Here is a 23,322-nt window from a genome sequence, read left to right as displayed (position 1 = left end):
GGCGCTCGAGACCGCCGATAAAACGAGAGCGGCGGTCAGTGCCGGGATCAAGCAGAGCGCCCACCGTTGACGCGCACCGGCCCTCGAAGTCCGCCATGGTCGCCCGTGATGATCGTAAGCGTTTCTGTTCGTCACGCCGTCGGGCCTTAGTCGTGGAGACATGTTCAAGCGAACCCGACGGAGTCGACATCTCAGCGGTGCCCGAGACCGGCGGCACGCGATCGCCCGAGGTCAGCGCGATGCGCAGTGGGTGCGGTAACTCCAAGAGTGATCCTCTGCCATCGCCGTGTCCACTGGAATTGTGATGGCAGCCCGGGAGGTCACAGGCCGTCGGTTAGACGCAGCGTATGTCCAGCGTTTCAAGACAACAGGCAGGAGCCTACAGCTTTTCACCTCTGGCGCTCAAGCAAGCGACAGGACCAAAGGGCCGCCGCGAGTTGGAGGATGTACGGCATACCGCACATCCTCCAACTGCAATATGGGTCGGCTTCCACCAGCAGCTAAGGGATGTTTCTGTCCCGCTGAAAGGGTCAGTGGCCCATTCCGAGGCCGCCGTCAACGGGAATGACAGCGCCGGAGATGTAGGCTGCCTCGTCGCTGGAGATCCAGCGGACCACGTTGGCTACTTCACTGGCCTCGGCAAAACGGCCGGCGGGGATGCTGGACAGGTAGTCCTTCTGGGTGGCTTCGGGGAGCTCGGCGGTCATGTCCGTGTTGATGAAGCCGGGGGCCACCACATTGGCGGTGATGCCGCGCGAGCCCAGCTCGCGGGTCAGGGAACGGGCAATTCCCACCAGGCCCGCCTTGGAAGCGGAGTAGTTGATCTGCCCGGGGGCGCCGTACAGGCCGGACACGGAGGAGATCAGGACAACGCGGCCCTTGCGGAGGCGGATCATGCCCTTCGAAGCCCGCTTAATGACGCGGAAGGCGCCGGTGAGGTTGGTATCGATGACTGAGGTGAAGTCGTCTTCGCTCATGCGCAGCAGCAGGGTGTCCTTGGTGATGCCGGCGTTGGCCACCAGCACCTCCACGGGACCGTGGGCGGCTTCCACCTCTTTGAAGGCCGCGTCCACGGAGGCCTCATCGGTGACGTCGGCCTTGACGCCCAGGATCCCCTCCGGCAGCTTCGATTCGCTGCGGTAGGTCACGGCCACTTTGTCGCCATTGGCGAGAAACGCTTCGGCAATCGCAAGTCCAATGCCGCGGTTTCCGCCCGTGACAAGGACGCTGCGGGGGGCGGTGGCTGCTTCAGTCATGTAAAGGCTCCGGAATTCTGCGGCATGGTGCACCGCGGTGGAAGGGGGTGATTTGGCTGACTTTGATCTTAGCGCCCCGCCCCGGCAAGGGTTTGGGCGCCACTGCCGATGGTGAGAGAATTGATGCAAGCCTTTGGAGCGTGATCAGCCACCGTGACCCTTGAAAACCATGCGGGACAATCGGCGCCCGGAGAACCCGGGCGGTTCTCCGGCGATTCCGAAGTCCACAGCATCACCGAGGCCGCGGGCGCGCACTCCGAGGACATGCACCAGCGCATGGTCAAGTACGCGCTGGCTATGGGCATCCGCATGGTGTGCCTGATCATGATCTTCGTGGTGGATGGCTGGTTTAAGATTGTGATGGTTGCCGGAGCGGTCTTCCTGCCGTGGATTGCGGTGGTCATTGCGAACGGCAACGACAAGGCTGAGGGGCACAGCGACCTGCTGCTGGATTCCGCGCCGCTTGCCGAAATAGAAAGCCCGCCGGCGCCCACTGCCGAAGACGGGCATGGCAGCGAGGTACTGCAGGGCGAGCTCATTAACGACGACGACGAAACACCGACTGAGCAGGAGCGGAGGGCATCATGAGTATTTTCGACTTCGCTGCGGGAACCGATCCCACAATGGGTGAATCTGCCGCTGTCTGCTCCCGGAAGGCATGCCGGTCCCAGGCCTCGTGGCAGCTCCTGTGGAACAACCCGAAGATCCACACCCCCGAGCGCCGCAAGACCTGGCTTGCGTGTGGAGACCACCGCGAGTGGCTTCAGGATTACCTTCAAACACGCGGCCTGTGGAAGGAAACTGTGCCGCTCGAGGACGGCCGGGTATCCGGTGCCCTGGAGCAGGACAGCTGAATGTACCGGTTCCTCTTTTCCAGCAAATGGCTGGGTTATCTCCTGCTGGCCGCAATCTTCGCCTCCGCCTGTGTCTTCCTGGGCCGCTGGCAGATGGACCGCCGCGCCGAAACCCTGGCAGAAATCAACCGCGTGGTGACCAACTACTCGGCAACGCCTGTCCCCTTCACGGATGTCCGCGAAGAGTTCAGTCAGCTGGACCCTGCCCGGGAGTGGACGCAGGTTGAGCTGAAAGGCTCATACCTTGTGGACGGGCAGCGCATCGTCCGGAACCGGCCGTTGAACGGCCAGCCCGGCTACGAAGTGGTGGTCCCGTTCCGGCTGCGGACAGGCGAAACCGTGGTCATCGACCGCGGATGGCTCCCCATCGGCAACAACAATCCCGGCAGCCCCGATTCAGTGCCGGCACCTCCTGCAGGTGAGGTGACCGCCGTCGTGCGGTTGAAGCATCCTGAGCCTGAACTGCAGCGCGGCGCCCCGCAGGGGCAGCTGGCGTCCATTGATCTCGCGGCCTACTCCGCGCAGCTTGGCTATCCCCTGCTGACGGGTGCCTACGGGCAGCTCGCCTCCGAGACTCCCCCGGCGGCCGAGATGCCCATGGCGTTCCCGAAGCCTTCCACCGAGGAAGGCACGCATCTTTCCTACTCACTCCAGTGGTTCGCGTTCGGCGTGCTGATGTTCGTCGGGTTCGGTTACGCCGCCCGCCAGCAGGCGCGCAACGCCGCCATTGACGCCGAGGACGACGACGAGTCCCCCGAGGGTGCCCTGCACTCGGCTGCCGCGGCAGCCCGCCGTCGTCCGTCCCCGCCCCGGAAGCGGAAGAAGGCGACCGCCGAAGAAGAGGAAGACGCACTCCTGGACGCGCAGGGGTTCTGAGGCGCGGGTTCCGTACCTTGTTGGGTCCGGGTCCGAACCGCCACTGGAGCTAACCGCTCCACCTTGGTAGCTTCAACGCATGGCCATCAAACTTGAGAACGTCGGTATCGCGGTTCGCGACCTCGAAGCAGCCATCGCCTTTTTCACCGACCTGGGGCTCACCGTGGTGGGCCGCGACACGGTCAGCGGCGAGTGGACCGACACCGCCGTCGGACTGGATGGCAACCACGCCAGGATTGCGATGCTCCAGACCCCGGACGGCCATGGCCAGCTGGAGCTCTTCGAATACATCCATCCCCAGGCGATTGAAGTGGAGCCAACCCGTCCCAACGACATCGGCATGCACCGCGTGGCCTTCTCGGTTGACGACATCGACGACGCCCTTGAGATAGCCGCCAAGCATGGGTGCCATCCGCTGCGGGGCGTGGCCACCTACGGCGACATCTACAAACTCACATATCTCCGCGGTCCCAGCGGCATCCTGGTGATGCTCGCGGAGAACCTAAAGAAAGACTGATGCCCGCAGCGCCACGGCGGCCCGCAGGGCCTAGGCCAGCGTGATCAGGTCCAGGTAGTCTTCGTTCCAGTGGTCCTCGACGCCGTCGGGCAGCAGGACAACGCGCTCCGGGTTGAGTGCCTCCACCGCCCCTTCATCGTGGCTGACCAGGACGACGGCGCCGCTGTAGTTCTTGAGGGCGCCCAGGATCTCGGCACGGCTGGCTGGGTCCAGGTTGTTGGTGGGCTCGTCCAGGAGCAGCACGTTTGCGCTGGAAGCGACGATGGTGGCGAGGGCGAGGCGGGTCTTCTCACCGCCGGAGAGGACACCGGCGGGCTTGTCCACGTCGTCGCCGGAGAACAGGAACGAGCCCAGGATGCCGCGGACTTCGGCGTCCTTCATGTCCGGGGCCGCCGAACGCATGTTTTCCAGGACCGTACGGTCCACGTCGAGTGTCTCGTGTTCCTGGGCGTAGTAGCCCACCTTCAGGCCGTGCCCGGCAATGACGTCACCCGTGTCAGGTGTGTCCACGCCTGCCAGCATCCGCAGCAGGGTGGTCTTGCCGGCGCCGTTGAGGCCAAGGATAACCACCTTGGAGCCGCGGTCGATGGCGAGGTCCACATCGGTGAAGATCTCGAGCGAACCGTAGGACTTGCTGAGCCCTTCGGCAGTCAGCGGGGTCTTGCCGCACGGCGACGGATCCGGGAAGCGCAGTGCTGCCACGCGGTCCTGCTCGCGGACGGCTTCAAGACCGCTGAGGAGGCGCTCGGCACGCTTGGCCATGTTCTGTGCGGCGACTGCCTTGGTGGCCTTGGCACGCATCTTGTTGGCCTGGTCCATCAGTACCTGGGCCTTCTTTTCGGCGTTGGCACGTTCACGCTTGCGGGCGCGCTCGTCGGTTTCGCGCTGGGTGAGGTAGCGCTTCCAGTCCATGTTGTAGAAGTCGATCTGCGCGCGGTTGGCGTCAAGCAGGAAGACCTTGTTAACGGTGGCTTCGAGCAGTTCGGTGTCGTGGCTGATGACGATCAGTCCGCCCTGATGGTTTTTCAGGAAGTCACGCAGCCAGGCGATGGAATCGGCATCGAGGTGGTTGGTGGGCTCGTCCAGGAGCATGGTCTCGGCATCGGAGTACAGGATCCGGGCCAGCTCCACACGGCGGCGCTGGCCGCCGGACAGGGTTTTGAGGGGCTGGTTCAAGAGACGGTCCGGCAGCGCGAGGTTGGAGCAGATCGCGGCGGCCTCGGCCTCGGCGGCATATCCTCCGGCCGCCAGGAACTCGGACTCGAGCCGGTCGTAGCGGTTCATGGCCTTGCGCTGGACCGCTGCGTCCTCGCTGGCCATTTCATCGTGGGCCTGGCGGAGCTTTCCGACGGCGATGTCCAGGCCGCGGACTGACAGGATTCTGTCGCGGGCCAACTGTTCCATATCCGGTGTGCGCGGGTCCTGCGGCAGGTAGCCGATCTCACCGCTGCGGGTCACCTTGCCGGCAGCGGGCAGCCCCTCCCCTGCAAGAACCCGGGTGAGGGTGGTTTTGCCGGCCCCGTTGCGGCCCACCAGGCCGATCTTGTCTCCCTTGTCGATGCGGAAGCTCACCTGGTCCATCAGGAGCCGGGCGCCGGCACGCAGTTCAAGATCCTGGACAGTAATCACAGCAGGTAAAGCCTTTCACAGCAGGGATTAGCCGCAGCCCAAAGCATCTGTGGCGGGCGTGGGCGGCAATGGCCGACAGAACGGCCCATCCAAGTCTACCGGTGAACGGCCCATATACGGGTACTTGGAGACTGGCCTCACGAAAGGAACACCCAGGATCCGGAAGATGACCTTTGCCGCCTCGTGAAAGCGTCCGGACGCATGCAACGCTGGTTGCATGCATTTGGAGGTGTTGCCCACGCTCACGATTCCGGCGTCCGAACTCGGCTGGCGGTTTTCGCGTGCGTCCGGACCCGGCGGGCAACACGTCAACACCACAGACACCCGCGTCGAGCTCTCGTGGAACGTCAGCGCCTCGTTGGCGGTTTCCGAAAGCCAGCGGCTGATCCTGCTTTCGCGTCTCGGTCAACGCCTGGTGGACGGGGTGATCACGGTGACTGCGTCCGAGGAGCGCTCCCAGCTGCGCAATCGTGAGATTGCCATGGTGAAGCTTGCCGATGTTGTGGCAGGAGCCCTTGCTCCGGCTGCGCCCGAGCGCCGGGCAACCAAACCAACCCGTGGCTCGGCCCGCCGCCGCCTCTCAGCCAAGAAGCAGCGGTCAACAACGAAGCAGCAACGCCGGCGGCCAACCGCGGAGTAGGCGCCGGCTTGGCCTGATCGACAAATACCGGTACATCCACCCGGTGGTGCTGGGGCGTGGACGGCTGCTGCCTGCCGATTATGATGCTCAAATGGGGGAAAGTTCACGCAGGAAAAAGTCCGGGCGGCAGCGGCAGATATATGTTGAGATCCGAATTCGAGCTCCCTTGGAGCGGGTTTGGAAGCTGAGCCAGGACACATCCATGCATTCCGCCTGGGATTTGCGGTTTTCCCGGATCATTCCCGTATCGGAAAACGAGCAGGGAGTTCAGAATTTCCGGTATGAGTTCCGCCTTCCGTTCCATACTATTCACGGAACCGGAATATCTTTAGGGCACCGGTTCCGGCCGGACGGGCAAGCCACCTCGGCACTGAAATTCAATACTGCTGACGTGTTATCGCCGATTGGGCCCGGTTCCGGATATTGGCGGTATATCCCCAGTGAGGACGGACTCCGCTTCATCACGGGCTACAACTATTCGCCGGGGATGGGCCCAGCCGGAAAAGTGATGGATTCCTGGCTGTTCCGCCCTGCGTTGGGTTGGGCGACAGCCATGAGTTTTGACCGGTTGAGGATGTGGGCGGAAAGCGGGCTTCATCCCAGAGACTCCGGGACCCGGTGGTTCCTGGATGCCGCTGTCAGGGCAGTGGGTGCCGTCGCCGCCTGGTTGGTGCTGCGACGCGCGGTGGAACAGGGGCACGTAGCCGCCGCGTTCACAGGCGTGGCAGTTGCCGGTGCCGCCTGGCTCCTTCCGGCACACCCAACGGTGCCCAGGGCCGGGAGATGCCTGCGGAATCCTCCGGACCTGCCGTCCGGACGTGCCCCTTCCGCCCTCGCCGGCCTGGACGCGCCGCCGGTCGCGGATCCCAGCTTGTCAGGAAGAGGTTGCTGATGGCGTCGATATTTGAGCGGGCACTGGGGGAAGACTTCCATAGGCTGCACCCGATGCTGCAGAAGCGCTTCGGCGTCGACATTGCGGCGGGCTACGCCTGTGTAGGCCGCGGTGTGTTTTCTGACGTGCGCCGCGGGGCATGGTGGACCGTCCCGTTCCTGAAGTTGGGGGCCTACCGCAATATCTTGTTTCCGGACCAGGGCAACCACATCCCCTTCACGATCGAGAACTACCCGTATACGGATGGATTCGGCCGCCCCACCGTGACGTTCGTCAGGACACTGGAACTGCCCGGGTCCAAGAGGAGGCGGTTCGACGCCACCATGGTGCACAGCGAAGCCAGGGGTGGAGTCGTTGACTACCTGGGCACCCACCAGCACTTGGCAACTGACCTCGTCCTGGAGGTTCTGGCCGACGGTTCCCTCCACCTGCAAACAGGGGTTCAGCGATTCTACGAGGGCTTCGCCGCATTCGAGTTTCCTGCCGCACTCACTGGCACGGCCGACTTGTATGAGAACTTCGACGATTCCCGGGGCGTGTACACAATCCAGATGCAGGTGCGGAACCCGCTCCTTGGATTCCTTTTCGGATACCGCGGCGAGTTCACCTGCACCTTTCCCGCCCTCTGCGCCGGAGGAGCCCCCGAGCACCTGAAGCCAGTGCGGGAAGAAAGCCGTGAATAGGCCGTGGGCTTAACCGGGCCGGGCGACTTCAGTGGCTTGAAAGAATGTAGGCATGGAATTCAACCGGCTGCTGCAGATCCGGCGCATCTATGCGCAGCCTGCCGCGCTGGAGCTTCCCCGGGGCAAGGAGATCGTCGAACGCTGGCCTGACGCCGAGGTGGTGCCGGTTGAGAACCACTGGAACATCCCGGAGGTACATGGGGATGAAACGAACGTGCCACGGTGGTCCCGGATTAAAACTGAGGCGCTGGTCCTGGGGGTCAAGAAGGCGCTGAACGTCAAACCTAATGGCAGGTCCGCCGATTTTATTGCGCCCTCAACCGCGAACGGTTGCGCCATGGCTTGCGCCTACTGCTACGTCCCCCGCCACAAGGGCTACAGCAACCCTGTGACGGTGTTTGCGAACATCGACCAGATTGCCGGCACCCTTGAACGGCATGCCACCCGCCAGGGCATAAAGCTCGAGCCCAACCAGTGCGATCCTGAGCTCTGGGTCTATGACATCGGTGAAAACAGCGATTGCTCCGTGGACGCGCTTCTCAGTGACAATGTGCAGGATCTTGTCACGCTCTTCAGCGATCTGCCGACTGCCAAGTTGTCCTTTGCCACCAAGTACGTGAACCCGGCGATGCTGGACTGGGAGCACGGCGGGCACACCAGGATCCGTTTCTCCCTGATGCCCGCTGAGCTTGCGAAATCGATTGACGTCCGGACCTCTCCGGTGGCCGAACGTATGGCTGCCATCAATGATTTCGTTGATGCCGGCTATGAAGTGCATGTGAACTTCTCGCCCGTTGTCATTACCGACACCTGGCTCAAGGATTGGGAGGGGCTGCTGCGTCAGCTCGACGCCACCCTGACGCCCGCTGCGAAGGCCCAGCTCGCGGCAGAGGTGATCTTCCTGACGCACAACGAGCGCCTGCATGAGGTCAATCTGGGGTGGCACCGGCAGGCAGAGCAGGTGCTGTGGCGTCCGGAGCTGCAGGAATCCAAGGTCTCCTCCAACGGCTTCACCAATGTTCGTTACCGTTCAGGAACGAAAGCCCGTTACGTGCGGCAACTGACCGCCCTCATTGAGGAGATCGCCCCTTACTGCCGCGTCCGCTACGCCTTCTGAAACTCAGAGGTTAGCGGCGCCGTCGTGACGGCTTCACATGCAAGTTCATTCCAGCATGCGCGGAAGCAGGCGACGCCGACTGGCGGACGCTTGAAGGCGGTCCCGTTCGAGCCCTATCCTGCACGGGAGGCAGCAGGGTGTTCCGGCCTTGCCCTGGGGAGGATTTGGAATGAATCTACTGAGCCAGATTTTCGCAGGGATAACTGCCTTGGCCCTGATCGCCGTCGGCCCGCTGGAGATTTTCTTTCATGGCGATCGCCGCTTCTACAGGATTTTTTTGGTCAAACCTGAAGATGTCGCAGCCGTCCGCATGTGGGCCATGAACGTTGGCGCCTACAACATCGCCTTCGGGCTGGGCATCGTTACAGGTCTGTGGATGCTGAACTTTGCCGGCAATGCTGCTGGCGGGTCAGCAATCGTGATCTTCTGCTGCGCCAGCCACTTCCTCCTCGGCATCTGGCTGTGGATCACGGAGAAGCGCCTCCTGGCCAGCGCCATCGGGCAATCTCTTGGTCCCGGCCTGGGACTTCTGTTTTACGCTCTCTACCGGTGAAGCCAGGCCCCTGCCCTGGTGGCTCTGCCTAAAAATCTTTCCCGGGCAGTCCTGCACGCCGCGGTAAACTGGACCATCATGATCGGTGCCCGTACCCGTCTTCTGGCCTGGCTCGTTGTCCTGGCGGGCTTTATCGCGGGCTGCACACCCACTGTTGGCCTTGACGCCGCAGCGACGGAACAGCCGACGGCGGCCGCCCCGGCGACTGCCCCGGCGACTGCGCCAGCCACCGAAACCGCCGTCGCCCCTCAGCAGATCCCCACAGCCGACGCCCCGGCGCCGGTTGCCGCCCCGGTTGCCGTCCCCCAGCCGTTTGCCCTCAACCTCTACCAGGAGGGCGACTTCGTTCCGCAGTACACCTTCGACTGGTGTGTTGCAGCGAGCATCCAGATGGCGCATAACCTCGTCGACGACACAGGGGGTGGGAGCTGGACTGACTCCGGCCAGCAGGGTGAGCTGTGGGAGATGGCCCGGGCGCATTCATCCAACTCATTCAACGGAGCCAATCCGTTCGGTTGGGCGCAGGTCCTCACCGAGGTGGGGATGGGGCCATACTCCGTGGTCAGCATTCCCGACTACGGGGACGCCCTGCAGACCGCGGCGCGGGCGATGACCGAGACGGGCCGCCCCGTTGGGCTCGTTATGTGGAGCGGCCGCCACGCCTGGGTGATGAGTGGCTTCGAGTCGGTCGGCGATCCGGCCCAGTTCCCGGAGTTCTCGGTCACCGGCATCCACGTATTGGATCCCCTCTATCCATACGGCAGTGGACAGTGGGGCCCCTCCCCCGAACCCAACAGCCTGCTCACTCCCGAGCAGCTGGCCACGCAGTTTGTGGTCCGTGAGCCGCGGCGGTGGAGCAGCGAACTCCCGGCCGGCTACCTGCTGGTGCTGCCCCAGGCCCAGGGCTGAACTACCCTTTCGCAATCAAGGAAAGTCCGCTGTTCGACGTGCCGCCAGGCAGCTCTGGACGTCGGATGTTCAATGCTCTGGCCCGGGTATATCCTTCAACGCATGAACGAGCATGCGGTTCCGCACGAGGTTGGCGGCTATCTGTTTGAGTTCAGAGGAAAGCGGCCCCTGCGTGATACAGCGCGATGGGCAGCCGGTGTCTGTCTGTCCGGTGCCGGGGCGGCAATCGTGGTCATAGGGATCGCCTCCCAGTCTTTGCTGTCCGTGCCCCTGGGAATTGCGGCAGGGGTTCTCGGCGCCCTGGTGCTCTTAGTGCAGGCACTCAGCGTCAACAAAGTTAGGCGCTTCGGCGCTCCTGCCCATGTGGGAAAACACCGCGTTATGAAAGCAGACAAAGTGAGGGAGGAAGAATCGGTGGCGTCCCAGCTTGCCCTCATAGCAAACCTCTATTCGCAGGGTGCTCTTACCCGGGAAGAGTTTGTGGCGGCCAAACGCCGGACACTCGATATCTGAGCCAAGGCTCCCCGGCAGCTAGCTTTCCGGGTCGTACCCAAATTCGCGGAGTTCCTGGGAGCAACGGCAGGCGACGGCGATCTTCCGGGCCCATTCCACAGCGTCCTCTCGCGTGGGCAGCTCCAACACGCAGAATCCACCGTTGACCCTGGAGCCCGGATAGGTCCCGGTGCTCACCGACCCGTCAGCGGAGACCAGCACCGGATCGACTTCCTCGTTGATTCCGCCGCCGAATACGTAGACTCCGGCGTCCTTCGCCTCCTGAATCACAGCGTGGGAGTCAGCGGAGACAATTGGGAACTCTTCGTCGGTGAGGACCATGGCCTCACTTGGGAAGGAAATGAGGTATTTCATCATGTCGGGATACTGCCACGCGGCGCGCTGGCAGGGCAATGGTCCTGGGAACAGGAGTCGGCCGATGTCTAAAGGATTCGCTGATACATGCGGTGGTCCTGCCACAGGCCGGCTATTCGAAGGTAGGCATGGGCCGTGCCGTAGGCCTCGAAGCCGTTCTTCTCAAGCACCCTTTGGGAGGCGACATTATGGACCAGAGTTGCGGCTTCGAGCCGGTGCAGACCGAGGTGGTCCCTTGCGACCTTTATGGCACTGCCGACCGCCGCAGTCATGAGGCCGGCTCCTTGGGCCGATTGCGCGAGCCAGTAGCCTACGTGGGCGTTCTGGAAGGCACCACGCACGATCGAACTGAGGGTCAGCAGACCGACTATGCTGCCCTTCGCGGACAGAACCATGGGAAGTGCTGTCCCCGCATCAAGCTCGGCCCGGCGTCGTTCAATAACCTCTCGATGACCCTCAAATGTGTAGAACTCCTCGGGCCTGATCGGCTCCCAGGGAGCCAGGTAAGACCGGTTTGCTTGAACCGCCGCTGCCAGCTCCGCAGCATCCGACACCTGGACTGGGCGCAGCACAACCCCATCGGCAAGCTCACAGGAAAAGTCCACCCGCCCACACTACCGATCAATCGGAGTTCGCCGGCGGCGCCCGACAAGAGCGCGACGATCACGAACAAGGGAGGTGACCCCGGCTCGAGGATGCAATACTCTGACCATGGCTGTCTTCTTCGAGTGCATAACGCGGACAAATAGGCGGCAATCCGAGTTGTTCGACCTTGCCCGAAACATCGACGTCCACAAAAACTCGATGGCAAAGTCCCGTGAAGAAGCCGTCGCTGGCGTGACGAGCGGCCTGATCTCTTTGGATGAGGAAGTGACGTGGCGGGCCTGGCATTTTGGCCTGCCGCTGCAGATGACCAGCAGGATTACCGAGATGCACCCACCCGAATATTTTGTCGATGAACAGGTCAGAGGCCCGTTTCGCCGGTTCCGGCACGTTCATGAGTTCCGGCAGGATTCAGAAGGAACGCTGATGGTGGACCGGATTGAATTCTCGGCCCCATTCGGACTCCTGGGACGACTGGTGGAGAAACTGGTGTTGGCCCGATACCTTCAGAACTTAATCGAGACGCGCAATCAGCATCTTGCGGGTGAGCCGATTCCCGGGCAGTAACAGCGTGACGCACCGAAACGAGCGACTAGTGAGGTGCACGTCGTTGAGGCCACGGGTCACGCTGGAGACCCGTCACGTCTCACTTCCTGGTCATCCTCGGCGACGTCGGGCGCCAGCTGTTGCTGTGCTGCCAGGATGCCATCCCGTGTCGCCGCCCTGATGACCCCGTAAAGGATGTAAAAGAAGATGGCGGCAAACACCAAAGCCAGGACGATATTCATATTTCTTTTCCCCACATGCTCTCGTCCAAGAACGACGCTGCAAGCCTACGTCAGATCCAAGACCTACCAGGCGGTGGGGGAACCCGCCGCAGGGGCGGCAATGCCGGCCGGTTGTGCCCTGCCGTCAGCGGCCACCCCCAGCTTTAGTAGGCCCCCTACAAAATGGGGTCCATAGCACCCCGGTAACGTCAGCGGTACATTAGATTCCGCTTGTACAACCCCGACAGGACCTTCCCATGAGCAACACCAACACAGCCGTCTCAAACGCCCCCAAGGCCAGGCGCCGCTGGAACGCCACCGACCTCGGCCTGATTGCCGTCTTCGCCGCCCTCGTCGCCGGCGCAGCGCTCGTCCCAGGCCTCGCCGTTAACGGCTTCGGCGTCCCCATCACGTTCCAGACCCTCGCCGTGATGCTCACCGGCTTGGTCCTTGGCCCGGGAAGGGGTTTCGCCGCCGTCGGGCTGTACACCCTCCTGGGCCTCGCGGGCCTTCCCATCTTCAGCCAGGGCCGCAGCGGCCTGGGTATCCTCGCCGGACCGTCCGCCGGCTACATCATTGCCTTCCCCATCGCCGCACTGGTGGTCGGCTGGCTCGCCACCGTGGTGATCCGCCGGACCACCAAAACCCGCGCCCTGTGGCTCTTCCTGGCCGCAACAGTCACCAGCGTGGTGGTGGTGCACTCGCTCGGCGTCGCCGGCATCGCCCTGAACACCAAGGCCACCCTGGGCCAGGCTTTCCTCAGCGACCTGGTGTTCTACCCGGGCGACATCATCAAGAACATCCTCGCCGCGGTCATCGCCGTCGCCCTCCACCGCGCCTTCCCGGACATCCTGGTCCGCCGCGTCCGCCGCACCGCCGCCAAAGCCGCTACCAGCCAGACCACCAAGGCCTAGGATCTCCCCCATGCCCGCAGTGACCTTTGACCAGGTAACGGTCGCCGTCGAAACTGATGACTCGCCGGAGCCCAAAGTGCTCCTTGACGCCGTCGACCTCCGCCTGACGGAAAGGCGGGTCGGCGTCATCGGCGCCAACGGCTCCGGAAAATCCACCCTCCTGCGGCTGGTCAACGGCCTCGTCCAGCCAACCTCGGGCACTGTAGCGGTCGACGGCGACGATACAGTCGGTGCCGTCCGCAGGGTCCGCAGGAACGTGGGCTTCGTATTCACCGATCCCCTGTCCCAGCTGGTGATGCCCACCGGCCGGGAGGACGTGGAACTGTCCCTCCGCCGCTCGGTGAAGAACGGCACCGAACGGCGGAGCCAGGCTGAAGCGGCGCTGCGGCGCCTGGGGCTCCTGCACCTGGCGGACCAGAGTATCTACGAGCTTTCCGGCGGCGAACGGCAGCTGATGGCCCTCGCCGCCGTGCTGGCGGTCAGCCCCAAGGTCCTGGTACTCGACGAGCCCTCCACCCTCCTGGACCTCCGCAACCGCGAACTCCTTCGCAGGACATTGGCCGGGCTGGACCAGCAGATCATCATGTCCACCCACGACCTTGACCTGGCCCTGGAAATGGACCGTGTGCTGGTCATCGAACAAGGCAGGGTCGCCTTCGACGGCGCTCCCGCGGAGGCCGTGGCTACCTACCGCACCCTCTGCATGGACGGGCTGCACACCACGGAACCGAGCCCGCGGTGAGAGGACATGGCTTCCTCCTGGCCAACTACGTGCCCGGGAACTCGCTGATCCACCGTACACCGCTGGCCCTGAAGTTCCTCCTGGTCTTCGCTTGCGGCCTCGCGTCGTTCATCATCCAGGACTGGCGCATCTCGACGGCGGTACTCGCCGTACTCTGCGGCCTTTTCCTGCTCACCGGCGCCGGCCTGAAACGGCTCTGGCGCGCCGTCCGCCCGCTGGCCGCGGTGTTGCTGGTGATCGGGCTCTTCCAGTGGTGGCAGCTCGGCGCGCCCACTGCGGCGCGGATCGTCCTTAACATCCTGGTGTGCGTGGTGGCGGCATCGCTGCTCACCGCCACCACCCCCGTCCAAAAGCTCCTGGACGGTGTGGTCAAAGCAGCAAGCCCCTTCAAAAGATTCGGCGCGGACCCCGAGCGGTTTGCCCTGACCATCGGGATCATGCTGCGCAGCATCCCCTACATCGCGGGCACCTTCGCTGACGTCCGCGATTCCGCCCGGGCACGGGGACTGGAGCGCAACCCCCGGGCACTGATCCTGCCCGTGTTCATCACTTCCGTGGCCTTCGCCCGGCAGACTGGCGAAGCACTCGCCGCCCGCGGTTTGGGCGAAGCGGAGGACTGAAGCGCCGGAAGACGCGGCTAGAAGCGCTCGTACCGCAGCAATGCGGCGGTCCCCATGCCGCCCGCGATGCTGATCATGGCGAGTGCAAGGCTTCCCGGTGTTCCCTGCCTGCGCGCCTGGGCCAACAACCGCGTCACGAGGACAGCGCCCGATGCACCGTACGCGTGGCCCAAAGCCAAGGCGCCGCCGTCGCGGTTCACCCGGGCAGGATCAATCCCCAGTTCGTCGAGGCAGGCCAGCGTCTGCGACGCGAACGCCTCATTGAACTCCACCAGCTCCAGCTCATCCGCAGTCACTCCTGCAGCAGCCAGCACTTCCCGTGCCGCAGCGGCCGCACCAATGCCGAGCACGTCTGGTTCCACCCCGGCGGTGCCGGTGCCGAGCACCAGCAGACCGTCGGGCACCCCCAAGTCCCGGGCCCGCTGCAGGGAAGTGATGACGACGGCGGAGGCGGCATCGGCGTCGAAGCAGGAGTTTCCGGCGGTGACTGTTCCCCCGTCCACGAATGCGGCCGGGAACCGCGCCATCACCGCCGCGCCCAGCCCCCGGCGCGGGCCATCATCCACAGCAACGGTTCCCGCACCATTCACCAGCGGGACCAGTTCGTCGTCGAAGAATCCTGCCGCAGCTGCCGCGAGGGCCTTTTGGTGGCTCAGCAGCGCAAACCTATCCTGCCGGTCCCGGCTGATGCCGAACCTATGGGCCACAGTTTCTGCTGCGACACCCATGTCCGGGTCGCCAAAGGCCTCCGGCACAAACTGGGCCCGCGGGTAGAACTCCGGGCCGCCGTCGTCCCTTCGATGCGCCCGCAGCGGCGCGGTGCTGGTGCTCTCCACTCCACCGGCCAGGTACAGGGGATTGCCGCCGGCCGCCACCAGCCCGGAAGCAAGGACGATCGCGTCCAGGCCGGAACCGCACTGCCGGTCCACCGTAAGCCCGGGCACGCTGACCGGCAAACCTGCTTCCAGGAGGGCAAGCCGCGCCACATTTCCGCCGCCACCCACGGCGTTGCCGATCACCACGTCGCTAACATCACCCGGCTCGATCCCGGGGAAAGCCGCCAGCTCGCGCAGGACCGGGGCCAGCAGCTCGTGGGCGCGAAGCGTCCGCAACGCACCGTTGGTCCGGCAGACGGGAGTGCGCCGCGCCGCGATGATGACGGGCTGCCGATTGGGCGGCAGGAGTTCAGGCGCCAAGGGTGCGGATCCGGGAGTCACCGGCATTGATCCAGTCCAGCAGGACGTTTCGGCTGACTTTGCCGCGGTCCGTGGTGGGCAATTCGGTGACCGCATAGTACTGGAGGGGCCACTTGTCGCGGGCCAGGATGGTTTCCAGCCCCGCCTTCAACTGGGTGGCGGTAACAGCACCCGCAGACGGAACAATTGCGGCCACCACCCGCTGGCCCCGCAGGTCGTCCGGCATGCCGGCGGCCATCGCTGCAGCCACGCCGGGCACGGCCGCCAGCGCCAGTTCCACTTCATGCGGGTACACGTTCTTGCCAGCCGTGAGGATCATGTCCGCCCGGCGGCCCAGGATATGCAGTTCTCCCGCTTCGAGGTAGCCCTGGTCCCCCACCGTGAACCAGCCGCCTAAGGATCTGAGGGCCTGCCCGTCATCGCCCCACAGGTAGCCGTTGCTGACCATCCCGCTGCGCACGCTGATGTTGCCCGCGGCTCCGTCCGGAACCGGTTCGCCCGAATCGTTGAGGATCCTGACGTCCACCCCCGGGAAAGGCCGCCCAATGCCCGTCCCGCCCATGGCGGCCGTTTCCCCGGCGGGCAGGCCCGCGCCCGAGACAAAGCTCAGCTCGGAGGCGCCGTAGTACTCGTAAATAGTGGCGTTGGGCGCCCAGCGGCGGGCAGCTTCCAGGGTCCGGGCGTCGAGCTTGGACCCGGCACAGATGATGGTGCGCAGCCCGGAAGCGTCCACGCATCCGGTCAATCCACGTTCGCTGAGCATCCTCAGCATGGTGGGCACCAGCACCAGCCGGGTGACACGGTCGTAGGTGATGGCCGCATGGACGTCTCCGACGTCGAACGTCTCCAGTGTCTGGAATTCGGAACCTGCGTAGAGGCATTCTGACAGTGCGTACAGGTTCAGGCTCGCCGCCAGCGGGCCCGGCGCAAGCGTTACATCGTCCTGTACCAGCCCGAAGAACTCAATGGACGCTTTGAAGGACTCCTGCCAGGACCGCCGTGACCTCGTGAAGGCTTTGGGGACAGAAGTGGTGCCGGACGTGAGGCCAATCAGGAAGGTGGCCTCCGGCCCGCCGTCGGCCAGCTCATCCTCCGCGGACACGGCCGCCGGCCGGGCAGACGATTCTACCCGGCGGACAATATCCTCCTGCAGCGGTGCCGGCCAGGCGGGATCAAGGACGGCGCACTGGCGCCCGCCGGCAACCGCGGCGGCGAACCTGGCGACGAATCCGGCCGAGTTCGCCTCGCACAGTGACGTGACCGCTTTGGTCTCCGGAACCAGGGCGGCGGCGGCATCGCGGAGCTCCGCCCAGGTGAGGCGCTGACCGGCGACGACGACGGCGGTGTGGTGCGGCCGCTCTTCGGCCCAGCGCTGGATGTGGTTGAGGAAAGGCATCAGATCAACTTTACCGGCGGTCACCGGTTGAAGTCGGGGCCCGCGGGTATTGTGACTTTATGAGCTTCAACGACAATGTGCAGCTGGATCCATCACAAGTCCAGGACCGGCGCGGCGGTGGCCGTGGGGTGTTGGTTGGCGGTGGCATCGGCGGCGGGCTCCTCCTGCTCATCGCCACGCTCCTGGGCGTAAATCCCCAGCTGCTTGAGGGCCTGACCGGGGCGGGGCAGGAGCCGCAAAGCCAAGGTACGGCTCCTGCATGCGAAACCGGAGCCGACGCCGACGCCCGGGTGGACTGCCGTATCACGGGAACCGTGAACAGCCTGAACGCGTTCTGGCCCGGCTACCTGCAGCAGTACAACGTGCAGTACCCGCGGCCGGAGGCCGTGATCTTTACCGGGGGCACCAACACCGGTTGCGGTGCTGCCACCTCCGAAGTGGGCCCCTTCTACTGCCCCACCGACACCACGGCCTACTTCGATCCCGGCTTTTTCCAGGAACTGGTAGACCGGTTTGGTTCCTCCGGCGGCCCGCTGGCGCAGGAGTACGTGGTGGCCCACGAGTTCGGGCACCACATCCAGAACGTCCTCGGCAACCTGGACCGCGCACAACAGGATCCGCAGGGACCGGAATCCGGCGCTGTCCGCACCGAGCTGCAGGCTGACTGCTACGCCGGGCTCTGGGCCAAATACGCGTCAACCACCCCGAATCCCAAGACCGGCCAGCCCTACCTCGAACCGCTGACCCAGCAGGACATCAACGACGCCCTCTCGGCAGCGTCAGCCGTGGGCGATGACCGGATCCAGCAAGCCGCCACGGGTCGTGTCTCGCCGGAAGGCTGGACGCACGGGTCCAGCGAACAGCGGCAGCGGTGGTTTGCGCAGGGCTACCAAACGGGCGACATCAACCAGTGCGATACTTTCTCGGCTCCCAGCCTCTAATTCGGGAACGACGACGGCGGGTCACCTTTCCTGCGAAAGGTGACCCGCCGTCGTCGTACTTGGGCCCACGCCGCCGAGGGTTCCCTGGCCGAAGCGAAGCGAGGCCAGGGAGGCGGTGGGGACTAGATGTTGAAGCCGAGGGCCCGCATCTGGTCCTTGCCGTCGTCGGTGATCCGTTCCGGACCCCATGGCGGCATCCAGACCCAGTTCAGGCGCCAGTCATCAACCACGCCGTCCAGGGCCTTGCCCACCTGCTCCTCGAGGACATCGGTGAGCGGGCAGGCGGCCGTGGTCAGGGTCATGTCGATCAGCAGCGCGCCGTCGTCATCGGAGTACTTCAGCCCGTACAGCAGGCCGAGGTCCACCACGTTGACGCCGAGCTCAGGATCGATCACATCCTTGAGCGCTTCTTCAACGTCCTCCAGGCTGGTGCGGGACGCGTTGATTTCGGTCATGGCGAAGTCCTAACTAGGCCTGTGCAGCGGCAGGTGCGGCGGCGGCGCCGGCACCCTTGGCGTAGCGGTCGTAGCCTTCTTCTTCCAGGCGGTCGGCGAGCTCGGGGCCGCCTTCCTCAACAACCTGGCCGTCCACGAACACGTGCACGAAGTCAGGCTTGATGTAGCGCAGGATGCGTGTGTAGTGGGTGATGAGCAGCGTACCCATGTTGCCATCGGCGTGGGCGCGGTTGACACCTTCGGAGACAACCTTCAGCGCGTCAACGTCCAGGCCGGAGTCGGTCTCGTCCAGGACGGCGAACTTGGGCTTGAAGAGTTCGAGCTGGAGGATCTCCACACGCTTCTTCTCGCCGCCGGAGAAGCCTTCGTTGACGTTGCGCTGGGCGAAGTCAGCGTCGATCCGCAGCTGCTCCATGGCTGCCTTGACGTCCTTGGTCCAGGTGCGCAGCTTGGGGGCTTCGCCGTCGATGGCCGTCTTGGCGGTGCGCAGGAAGTTGGTCATGCTCACGCCGGGGACCTCCACCGGGTACTGCATGGCCAGGAAGACGCCGGCGCGGGCGCGCTCGTCGACGCTCATTTCCAGGACGTCTTCGCCGTCCAGGGTGATGGAACCGCTGGTGACGTTGTAGCGCGGGTGGCCTGCGATGGTGGAGGCCAGCGTGGACTTGCCGGAGCCGTTGGGGCCCATGATGGCGTGGGTTTCGCCGGTCCGGATGGTCAGGCTGACGCCCTTCAGGATTTCCTTGGTGCCCTGTTCCGTCTCAATGCTGACGTGCAGGTCCTTGATCTCAAGAGTAGACATATGTCTTGTTCTCCTCTGCACCGTGCCTGGCGGCGGCGGTGCGGTCTCTGTCTGGAAGTTGGTTCGTAATTCTGTGGTGCTAGCTGAAGTTGGGTGCTTCGGCGCCGTTGAGGACGCTGGTGAAGTCCACGTAGACCTCATCGCCCCTGATCTCGACGGCGAAGACGGGCACGGGATCATAGGCCGGCAGCTGCAGCGGTTCGCCGGTGCGCAGGTCGAACTGGGAGCCGTGGCCCCAGCACTCGATGGCACATCCCTCCACTTCGCCCTCGGACAGTGAAATGTCCGCGTGCGAGCAGGTGTCGCCGATGGCGTGGATCTCCCCCATGGAGTCCTTGACGATGGCCACAGGGTAGTCGTCGATCAGGATCCGCAACGCCTGCTTCAGCTGGATTTCATCCACCTTGCAGACAAGCTCGCCCTTTGGCTGGTCAGTCATCTGTAAACCCGTGCTCCGTGCCTTCTAGTTGTCCGTCAGTGCGAGTTCGTGTTCAACAGCGTCGGTCAGCCGCTCCTCAATGGAGGGGACCTTGATCTGCTGGATGATCTCGTTCAGGAAGCCGCGGACCACCAGGCGGCGGGCAACGTCCTCGGGGATGCCGCGGGCCATCAGGTAGAACAGGTGCTCGTCGTCCATGCGGCCGGTGGCGCTGGCGTGGCCTGCGCCCTCGATCAGGCCGGTCTCGATTTCGAGGTTGGGCACGGAGTCGGCGCGGGCGCCGTCGGTGAGCAGCAGGTTGCGGTTGGCCTCGTACGTATCGGTGCCTTCGGCTTCCTTGCGGATCAGGACGTCGCCAACCCAGACTGCATGGGCGTTGCGCCCCTGCAGTGCGCCCTTATAGAGCACGTTGGACTTGCAGTTGGCTACTGCGTGGTCCACGAAGAGGCGCTGCTCAAGGTGCTGGCCGGCGTCGGCGAAGTACAGGCCGAACATTTCAGCCTCGCCGCCGGGGGCGGTGAAGCGGGCCGACGGCGTGACGCGGACCAGGTCGCCGCCCAGGCTCACCATAACGTGCTTGAGCTTGGCGTCGCGGCCGATCTTTGCCTGCTGGGAGGAGGCGTGGACGGCGTCGTCGTTCCATTCCTGGAGCGTGATGACCGTCAGGCTGGCGCCGTCCTCGACGATGATCTCCACGTTCTCCGAGACCACGGCGGAACCCTTGTGGTTCAGGACCACAACTGCCTTGGAGAACTTCTCGGCGACAATCACCAGGTGCTGGGCGGCGGCCTCCAGGGAGGTGCCTTCGATGTCGACGCTGATCTCCGTCGTCGCCTCAAACTCGGACGGGATGGTCACCACGGTGGCCCCGGCGAAGTTCTCCCACGCATTGGCGGACACGCGGTCCTCGGGGATGCCGGCGGTACCGATGCGCTTGTCATCGCGGCCGACGCTTTCAACGGTGACCTGCTCGGGGCCGTTAACCACCACGGTGGGTGCGGCGCCGGAGAGGACCTCGGAGTGCAGCCCGCGGAGACGCTTGAGCGGGGTGAAGCGCCAGTCTTCCTCCAGGCCGGTGAGCGGCTTGAAGTCGGCCAGCTTGTAGGACGTGAGGCGTCCGGCGCGGGAGCTGTCCGGGATACCGACGCCGCCGCCGTGGGAGTGGCTCTTGGCTGAATCCCCGGCAAGCGGTGCCTTGGTGCCCGCGTTGATGGGTGAGAGGCTCTCGCCTTCTTCGGTGAAGCCGTTAATAAACGGCTGGGCTGAGGGCGCGCCGATACGTGCCTTTTCAGTAGTGATTTCAGTCATCGTTATCCGACGGACCCTTCCATCTGCAGTTCAATCAGGCGGTTCAGCTCAAGTGCGTACTCCATGGGGAGCTCGCGGGCAATCGGTTCGATGAAGCCGCGGACGATCATCGCCATGGCTTCGTCTTCGCGCATGCCGCGGGACATCAAGTAGAAGAGCTGCTCTTCGCTGACCCGGGAAACAGTTGCCTCGTGGCCCATCACGACGTCGTCCTCGCGGATGTCGATGTAGGGGTAGGTATCCGAACGGCTGATGGTGTCCACCAGCAGCGCGTCGCAACGGACCGTGTTGGCGGAGTGCTTGGCGCCTTCGCGGACCTGGACCAGGCCGCGGTAGGCTGCACGGCCGCCGCCGCGGGCCACCGACTTGGAAATGATGGAGCTCTTGGTGTTCGGCGCGATGTGGACCATCTTGGAGCCGGTGTCCTGGTGCTGGCCTTCGCCGGCGAACGCGATGGACAGGGTCTCGCCCTTGGCGTGCTCACCCACGAGGTACACGGCCGGGTACTTCATGGTGACCTTGGAACCGATGTTGCCATCGACCCATTCCATGGTGGCGCCCTCTTCGCAGATGGCACGCTTGGTCACCAGGTTGTACACGTTGTTGGACCAGTTCTGGATGGTGGTGTAGCGGACGCGGGCGCCCTTCTTCACGATGATTTCCACAACTGCCGAGTGCAGGGAGTCCGAGGTGTAGATGGGCGCGGTGCAGCCTTCGATGTAGTGGACGTAGGAGTCCTCGTCGGCGATGATCAGCGTGCGCTCGAACTGGCCCATGTTTTCCGTGTTGATGCGGAAGTATGCCTGCAGCGGGATATCCACGTGGACGCCCTTGGGCACGTACACGAACGATCCGCCGGACCATACGGCCGTGTTCAGCGAGGCGAACTTGTTGTCGCCCACCGGGATGATGGTGCCGAAGTACTCCTGGAAGATCTCCGGGTGTTCCTTCAGGGCGGTGTCGGTGTCCAGGAAGATGACACCCTGCCTCTCAAGGTCCTCACGCAGCTGGTGGTAGACAACCTCGGACTCGTACTGGGCGGCGACACCGGAAACCAGGCGCTGCTTTTCGGCTTCGGGGATGCCCAGCTTGTCGTAGGTGTTCTTGATGTCCTCGGGGAGGTCCTCCCACGTGGCTGCCTGCTTCTCGGTGGAGCGGACAAAGTACTTGATGTTGTCGAAGTCGATGCCGGACAGGTCCGCGCCCCAGGTGGGCATGGGCTTGCGGTCGAAGTACTTCAGGCCCTTGAGGCGAAGGTCGAGCATCCATTCCGGTTCGCTCTTCTTCGCCGAAATGTCCCGGACTACCTCTTCGTTGAGCCCACGGCGTGCGTTGGCGCCGGCGTCGTTCTTGTCGGCCCATCCGTACTCGTAGGTGCCGATGCCGTGGAGCTCGGGATTCTTTTCCAGAATCTCCGAGATCACAGTGTTTTCGGCGACTGCTTTCTCTGATAGTTGGTCCGTCATCACGGCCTTTCTTGCTGATGGTTGTTTACTTCATTCAGGCTGGCGGGGGCTGCCGGGAGCCTTGTGGGCACCCGGGCAGACAGCCTGCCTGTAGGAATATGGGTGGTGCAGACGTGCCCGCCGCGGGCCAGCGTGGAGAGCCGGCGGACGTCCACGCCCACGAGCCTGGAAAAGACCTCGGTCTCCACGTCGCAAAACACCGGGAACCGGGCAGCGAGCTGCTGGATGGGGCAGTGCCCCTGGCACAGCTGAACACTGGAAAGGGCGGCCGGGAGCGGCGCCTTGGCTTCGATGGAGGCTGCGGAGGCAACGAAATTATCGCGGCTCAGGGCCTCGGCCAGCGCTTTCGCGCGGTCTGCAATGTCCGGTCCGGCTTTGTCGATCTCCGGCGCGTAGCGGCGCTCCATGTCAGCGAAGCGCTCGACGGCGAAGGCCCGCACGGCGTCCGGGCCCGCCATTTTCTGGAGCTGCTGGAGGGCAAGTGCGGCGATATCGAGGTAGTCGTTGCCCAGGCTCGACTGACCTTGCGAGCTGAGGACATAACGGCGTGCGGGACGGCCTGCCCCTGCGCCGGCCCTGGCCACACGCTTGACTTCGATCACACCAGCACGGGACAAATGGTCCAGGTGCCGCCGCACGGCCGCAGGCGTGAAGCCCAGCAGGTCCCCGAGCTCGGCGGCGCTGACAGGTCCGTGCTCCAGGACGGCGGACAGGACCCGGTCCCTGGTGCGCTCATCGGCGTCAGCCACCGGACCGGTGGCCGGCCGGCCACGGTCTGCGGGAGCCTCGGAAGCCCCCTGCCCGGCAAAGGGCACAGCAGTAGCATTGCTCATGGAATACACAACACAATGTTGTCGTAATTTAGTCCCGCAATCCAGTA

At 64.3% G+C, this 23,322-nt stretch carries 28 protein-coding genes; 15 read left to right on the top strand and 13 right to left on the bottom strand.

Features of this window, described 5'->3' with window-relative positions:
* Nucleotides 1-530: 530 nt before the first annotated feature.
* Nucleotides 531-1,256 carry a beta-ketoacyl-ACP reductase gene (locus tag BMX78_RS09305; protein WP_091418809.1) on the bottom strand — a complete coding sequence of 242 codons (726 nt, stop codon included), beginning with the start codon at nucleotides 1,254-1,256 and terminating at the stop codon, nucleotides 531-533.
* 153 nt (nucleotides 1,257-1,409) lie between these two features.
* Here BMX78_RS09305 and BMX78_RS09300 point away from each other — a divergent pair, with 153 nt between their 5' ends.
* From BMX78_RS09300 to BMX78_RS09285, 4 genes are all read left to right on the top strand, one after another.
* Nucleotides 1,410-1,844, top strand: a complete 435-nt coding sequence (locus BMX78_RS09300) for a DUF3099 domain-containing protein (RefSeq protein WP_091418808.1) — start codon at nucleotides 1,410-1,412, stop codon at nucleotides 1,842-1,844.
* Nucleotides 1,841-2,110 (top strand): hypothetical protein, encoded by a 270-nt coding sequence (locus BMX78_RS09295; RefSeq protein WP_091418807.1) that lies wholly within the window; start codon nucleotides 1,841-1,843, stop codon nucleotides 2,108-2,110. The genes BMX78_RS09300 and BMX78_RS09295 overlap by 4 nt, the downstream gene beginning before the upstream one ends.
* Complete coding sequence (locus BMX78_RS09290) at nucleotides 2,111-2,986, top strand: SURF1 family cytochrome oxidase biogenesis protein (RefSeq protein ID WP_091418806.1); 876 nt, start codon at nucleotides 2,111-2,113, stop codon at nucleotides 2,984-2,986.
* 79 nt (nucleotides 2,987-3,065) lie between these two features.
* Complete coding sequence (locus BMX78_RS09285) at nucleotides 3,066-3,503, top strand: VOC family protein (protein ID WP_091418805.1); 438 nt, start codon at nucleotides 3,066-3,068, stop codon at nucleotides 3,501-3,503.
* Nucleotides 3,504-3,533: 30 nt separating this feature from the next.
* Here the strand turns inward: BMX78_RS09285 and BMX78_RS09280 are convergent, their stop codons facing one another.
* A complete protein-coding gene (locus BMX78_RS09280) occupies nucleotides 3,534-5,132 on the bottom strand; it encodes an ABC-F family ATP-binding cassette domain-containing protein (RefSeq protein ID WP_091418804.1) in 1,599 nt (532 codons plus the stop codon).
* A gap of 217 nt (nucleotides 5,133-5,349) precedes the next feature.
* Here BMX78_RS09280 and arfB point away from each other — a divergent pair, with 217 nt between their 5' ends.
* From arfB to BMX78_RS09245, 6 genes are all read left to right on the top strand, one after another.
* Entirely contained in the window at nucleotides 5,350-5,772 is a 423-nt protein-coding gene (gene arfB / locus BMX78_RS09275) for an alternative ribosome rescue aminoacyl-tRNA hydrolase ArfB (protein WP_091418803.1), read from the top strand.
* Between the two features lie 891 nt (nucleotides 5,773-6,663).
* A complete protein-coding gene (locus tag BMX78_RS09265; protein WP_091418801.1) occupies nucleotides 6,664-7,347 on the top strand; it encodes a DUF4166 domain-containing protein in 684 nt (227 codons plus the stop codon).
* Nucleotides 7,348-7,399: 52 nt separating this feature from the next.
* Nucleotides 7,400-8,464 carry a spore photoproduct lyase family protein gene (locus BMX78_RS09260; RefSeq protein ID WP_091418800.1) on the top strand — a complete coding sequence of 355 codons (1,065 nt, stop codon included), beginning with the start codon at nucleotides 7,400-7,402 and terminating at the stop codon, nucleotides 8,462-8,464.
* Nucleotides 8,465-8,672: 208 nt separating this feature from the next.
* Entirely contained in the window at nucleotides 8,673-9,017 is a 345-nt protein-coding gene (locus BMX78_RS09255; RefSeq protein WP_286138884.1) for a DUF1304 family protein, read from the top strand.
* Between the two features lie 18 nt (nucleotides 9,018-9,035).
* Nucleotides 9,036-9,926, top strand: a complete 891-nt coding sequence (locus BMX78_RS09250; RefSeq protein ID WP_502686283.1) for a hypothetical protein — start codon at nucleotides 9,036-9,038, stop codon at nucleotides 9,924-9,926.
* 102 nt (nucleotides 9,927-10,028) lie between these two features.
* The gene (locus BMX78_RS09245; RefSeq protein WP_139204910.1) at nucleotides 10,029-10,439 is read left to right on the top strand and encodes a hypothetical protein; all 411 of its coding nucleotides are present in this window, start codon (nucleotides 10,029-10,031) and stop codon (nucleotides 10,437-10,439) included.
* Nucleotides 10,440-10,457: 18 nt separating this feature from the next.
* Here BMX78_RS09245 and BMX78_RS09240 read toward each other — a convergent pair whose 3' ends face one another.
* Nucleotides 10,458-10,796 (bottom strand): YciI family protein, encoded by a 339-nt coding sequence (locus tag BMX78_RS09240; protein WP_091418796.1) that lies wholly within the window; start codon nucleotides 10,794-10,796, stop codon nucleotides 10,458-10,460.
* A 65-nt stretch (nucleotides 10,797-10,861) separates the two neighbouring features.
* Nucleotides 10,862-11,398, bottom strand: coding sequence for a GNAT family N-acetyltransferase (locus BMX78_RS09235; RefSeq protein WP_091418795.1), 537 nt, complete (start codon nucleotides 11,396-11,398; stop codon nucleotides 10,862-10,864).
* A gap of 106 nt (nucleotides 11,399-11,504) precedes the next feature.
* Here BMX78_RS09235 and BMX78_RS09230 point away from each other — a divergent pair, with 106 nt between their 5' ends.
* Nucleotides 11,505-11,963, top strand: coding sequence for an SRPBCC family protein (locus BMX78_RS09230; protein WP_091418794.1), 459 nt, complete (start codon nucleotides 11,505-11,507; stop codon nucleotides 11,961-11,963).
* A 56-nt stretch (nucleotides 11,964-12,019) separates the two neighbouring features.
* Here the strand turns inward: BMX78_RS09230 and BMX78_RS23080 are convergent, their stop codons facing one another.
* Nucleotides 12,020-12,184, bottom strand: coding sequence for a hypothetical protein (locus tag BMX78_RS23080; protein ID WP_170850753.1), 165 nt, complete (start codon nucleotides 12,182-12,184; stop codon nucleotides 12,020-12,022).
* 236 nt (nucleotides 12,185-12,420) lie between these two features.
* Here BMX78_RS23080 and BMX78_RS09225 point away from each other — a divergent pair, with 236 nt between their 5' ends.
* From BMX78_RS09225 to BMX78_RS09215, 3 genes are read left to right on the top strand one after another with little or no spacing between them, the layout of a single operon-like run.
* The gene (locus BMX78_RS09225) at nucleotides 12,421-13,077 is read left to right on the top strand and encodes a biotin transporter BioY (RefSeq protein ID WP_091418793.1); all 657 of its coding nucleotides are present in this window, start codon (nucleotides 12,421-12,423) and stop codon (nucleotides 13,075-13,077) included.
* A 10-nt stretch (nucleotides 13,078-13,087) separates the two neighbouring features.
* On the top strand, nucleotides 13,088-13,819 hold the full coding sequence (locus BMX78_RS09220; RefSeq protein WP_091418792.1) for an energy-coupling factor ABC transporter ATP-binding protein: 732 nt from the start codon (nucleotides 13,088-13,090) through the stop codon (nucleotides 13,817-13,819).
* Nucleotides 13,816-14,439: an energy-coupling factor transporter transmembrane component T family protein gene (locus tag BMX78_RS09215; protein ID WP_091418791.1), complete on the top strand. Its 624-nt coding sequence runs from the start codon at nucleotides 13,816-13,818 to the stop codon at nucleotides 14,437-14,439. The genes BMX78_RS09220 and BMX78_RS09215 overlap by 4 nt, the downstream gene beginning before the upstream one ends.
* A gap of 17 nt (nucleotides 14,440-14,456) precedes the next feature.
* On the opposite strand, the gene BMX78_RS09210 is transcribed toward BMX78_RS09215, so the two are convergent.
* Nucleotides 14,457-15,662, bottom strand: a complete 1,206-nt coding sequence (locus BMX78_RS09210) for a thiolase family protein (protein ID WP_091418940.1) — start codon at nucleotides 15,660-15,662, stop codon at nucleotides 14,457-14,459.
* A complete protein-coding gene (locus BMX78_RS09205; protein WP_091418942.1) occupies nucleotides 15,625-17,031 on the bottom strand; it encodes a class I adenylate-forming enzyme family protein in 1,407 nt (468 codons plus the stop codon). The genes BMX78_RS09210 and BMX78_RS09205 overlap by 38 nt, the downstream gene beginning before the upstream one ends.
* 59 nt (nucleotides 17,032-17,090) lie before the next feature.
* Between BMX78_RS09205 and ypfJ the strand changes: the two genes are divergently transcribed.
* Complete coding sequence (ypfJ, locus tag BMX78_RS09200; protein WP_091418790.1) at nucleotides 17,091-17,972, top strand: KPN_02809 family neutral zinc metallopeptidase; 882 nt, start codon at nucleotides 17,091-17,093, stop codon at nucleotides 17,970-17,972.
* Nucleotides 17,973-18,094: 122 nt separating this feature from the next.
* On the opposite strand, the gene BMX78_RS09195 is transcribed toward ypfJ, so the two are convergent.
* The 6 genes from BMX78_RS09195 to BMX78_RS09170 form a co-directional block, all read right to left on the bottom strand.
* Nucleotides 18,095-18,427, bottom strand: a complete 333-nt coding sequence (locus BMX78_RS09195; protein ID WP_091418789.1) for a metal-sulfur cluster assembly factor — start codon at nucleotides 18,425-18,427, stop codon at nucleotides 18,095-18,097.
* A gap of 13 nt (nucleotides 18,428-18,440) precedes the next feature.
* The gene (gene sufC, locus BMX78_RS09190; RefSeq protein WP_091418788.1) at nucleotides 18,441-19,229 is read right to left on the bottom strand and encodes a Fe-S cluster assembly ATPase SufC; all 789 of its coding nucleotides are present in this window, start codon (nucleotides 19,227-19,229) and stop codon (nucleotides 18,441-18,443) included.
* 79 nt (nucleotides 19,230-19,308) lie between these two features.
* Nucleotides 19,309-19,668, bottom strand: coding sequence for a non-heme iron oxygenase ferredoxin subunit (locus BMX78_RS09185; protein WP_091418787.1), 360 nt, complete (start codon nucleotides 19,666-19,668; stop codon nucleotides 19,309-19,311).
* A gap of 24 nt (nucleotides 19,669-19,692) precedes the next feature.
* Nucleotides 19,693-20,976 carry a Fe-S cluster assembly protein SufD gene (gene sufD / locus BMX78_RS09180; protein ID WP_091418786.1) on the bottom strand — a complete coding sequence of 428 codons (1,284 nt, stop codon included), beginning with the start codon at nucleotides 20,974-20,976 and terminating at the stop codon, nucleotides 19,693-19,695.
* Nucleotides 20,977-20,978: 2 nt separating this feature from the next.
* Complete coding sequence (gene sufB / locus BMX78_RS09175) at nucleotides 20,979-22,442, bottom strand: Fe-S cluster assembly protein SufB (RefSeq protein WP_091418785.1); 1,464 nt, start codon at nucleotides 22,440-22,442, stop codon at nucleotides 20,979-20,981.
* Entirely contained in the window at nucleotides 22,442-23,275 is an 834-nt protein-coding gene (locus BMX78_RS09170) for a helix-turn-helix transcriptional regulator (protein ID WP_091418939.1), read from the bottom strand. Before BMX78_RS09170 ends, sufB begins: the two co-directional genes overlap by 1 nt.
* Between the last annotated feature and the right edge of the window lie 47 nt (nucleotides 23,276-23,322).

Source organism: Arthrobacter sp. OV608 (genome assembly GCA_900110595.1).
In the GTDB taxonomy this organism is placed as follows: Bacteria; Actinomycetota; Actinomycetes; order Actinomycetales; family Micrococcaceae; genus Arthrobacter.
This window is presented reverse-complemented; position numbering and strand designations above follow the sequence as displayed.

Excerpts from the sequence above, each read along its gene's own strand:
- BMX78_RS09285 (WP_091418805.1), top strand. The coding sequence starts at position 3,066 with ATGGCCATCAAACTTGAGAACGTCGGTATCGCGGTTCGCGACCTCGAA.
- BMX78_RS09210 (WP_091418940.1), bottom strand. The coding sequence starts at position 15,662 with ATGCCGGTGACTCCCGGATCCGCACCCTTGGCGCCTGAACTCCTGCCG.
- ypfJ (WP_091418790.1), top strand. The coding sequence starts at position 17,091 with ATGAGCTTCAACGACAATGTGCAGCTGGATCCATCACAAGTCCAGGAC.
- BMX78_RS09205 (WP_091418942.1), bottom strand. The coding sequence starts at position 17,031 with ATGCCTTTCCTCAACCACATCCAGCGCTGGGCCGAAGAGCGGCCGCAC.
- BMX78_RS23080 (WP_170850753.1), bottom strand. The coding sequence starts at position 12,184 with ATGAATATCGTCCTGGCTTTGGTGTTTGCCGCCATCTTCTTTTACATC.
- BMX78_RS09260 (WP_091418800.1), top strand. The coding sequence starts at position 7,400 with ATGGAATTCAACCGGCTGCTGCAGATCCGGCGCATCTATGCGCAGCCT.
- BMX78_RS09240 (WP_091418796.1), bottom strand. The coding sequence starts at position 10,796 with ATGATGAAATACCTCATTTCCTTCCCAAGTGAGGCCATGGTCCTCACC.
- BMX78_RS09185 (WP_091418787.1), bottom strand. The coding sequence starts at position 19,668 with ATGACTGACCAGCCAAAGGGCGAGCTTGTCTGCAAGGTGGATGAAATC.
- BMX78_RS09245 (WP_139204910.1), top strand. The coding sequence starts at position 10,029 with ATGAACGAGCATGCGGTTCCGCACGAGGTTGGCGGCTATCTGTTTGAG.
- BMX78_RS09225 (WP_091418793.1), top strand. The coding sequence starts at position 12,421 with ATGAGCAACACCAACACAGCCGTCTCAAACGCCCCCAAGGCCAGGCGC.
- BMX78_RS09290 (WP_091418806.1), top strand. The coding sequence starts at position 2,111 with ATGTACCGGTTCCTCTTTTCCAGCAAATGGCTGGGTTATCTCCTGCTG.
- sufC (WP_091418788.1), bottom strand. The coding sequence starts at position 19,229 with ATGTCTACTCTTGAGATCAAGGACCTGCACGTCAGCATTGAGACGGAA.
- BMX78_RS09305 (WP_091418809.1), bottom strand. The coding sequence starts at position 1,256 with ATGACTGAAGCAGCCACCGCCCCCCGCAGCGTCCTTGTCACGGGCGGA.
- BMX78_RS09265 (WP_091418801.1), top strand. The coding sequence starts at position 6,664 with ATGGCGTCGATATTTGAGCGGGCACTGGGGGAAGACTTCCATAGGCTG.
- BMX78_RS09295 (WP_091418807.1), top strand. The coding sequence starts at position 1,841 with ATGAGTATTTTCGACTTCGCTGCGGGAACCGATCCCACAATGGGTGAA.
- BMX78_RS09230 (WP_091418794.1), top strand. The coding sequence starts at position 11,505 with ATGGCTGTCTTCTTCGAGTGCATAACGCGGACAAATAGGCGGCAATCC.
- BMX78_RS09220 (WP_091418792.1), top strand. The coding sequence starts at position 13,088 with ATGCCCGCAGTGACCTTTGACCAGGTAACGGTCGCCGTCGAAACTGAT.
- arfB (WP_091418803.1), top strand. The coding sequence starts at position 5,350 with ATGCATTTGGAGGTGTTGCCCACGCTCACGATTCCGGCGTCCGAACTC.
- BMX78_RS09195 (WP_091418789.1), bottom strand. The coding sequence starts at position 18,427 with ATGACCGAAATCAACGCGTCCCGCACCAGCCTGGAGGACGTTGAAGAA.
- sufB (WP_091418785.1), bottom strand. The coding sequence starts at position 22,442 with ATGACGGACCAACTATCAGAGAAAGCAGTCGCCGAAAACACTGTGATC.
- BMX78_RS09170 (WP_091418939.1), bottom strand. The coding sequence starts at position 23,275 with ATGAGCAATGCTACTGCTGTGCCCTTTGCCGGGCAGGGGGCTTCCGAG.
- sufD (WP_091418786.1), bottom strand. The coding sequence starts at position 20,976 with ATGACTGAAATCACTACTGAAAAGGCACGTATCGGCGCGCCCTCAGCC.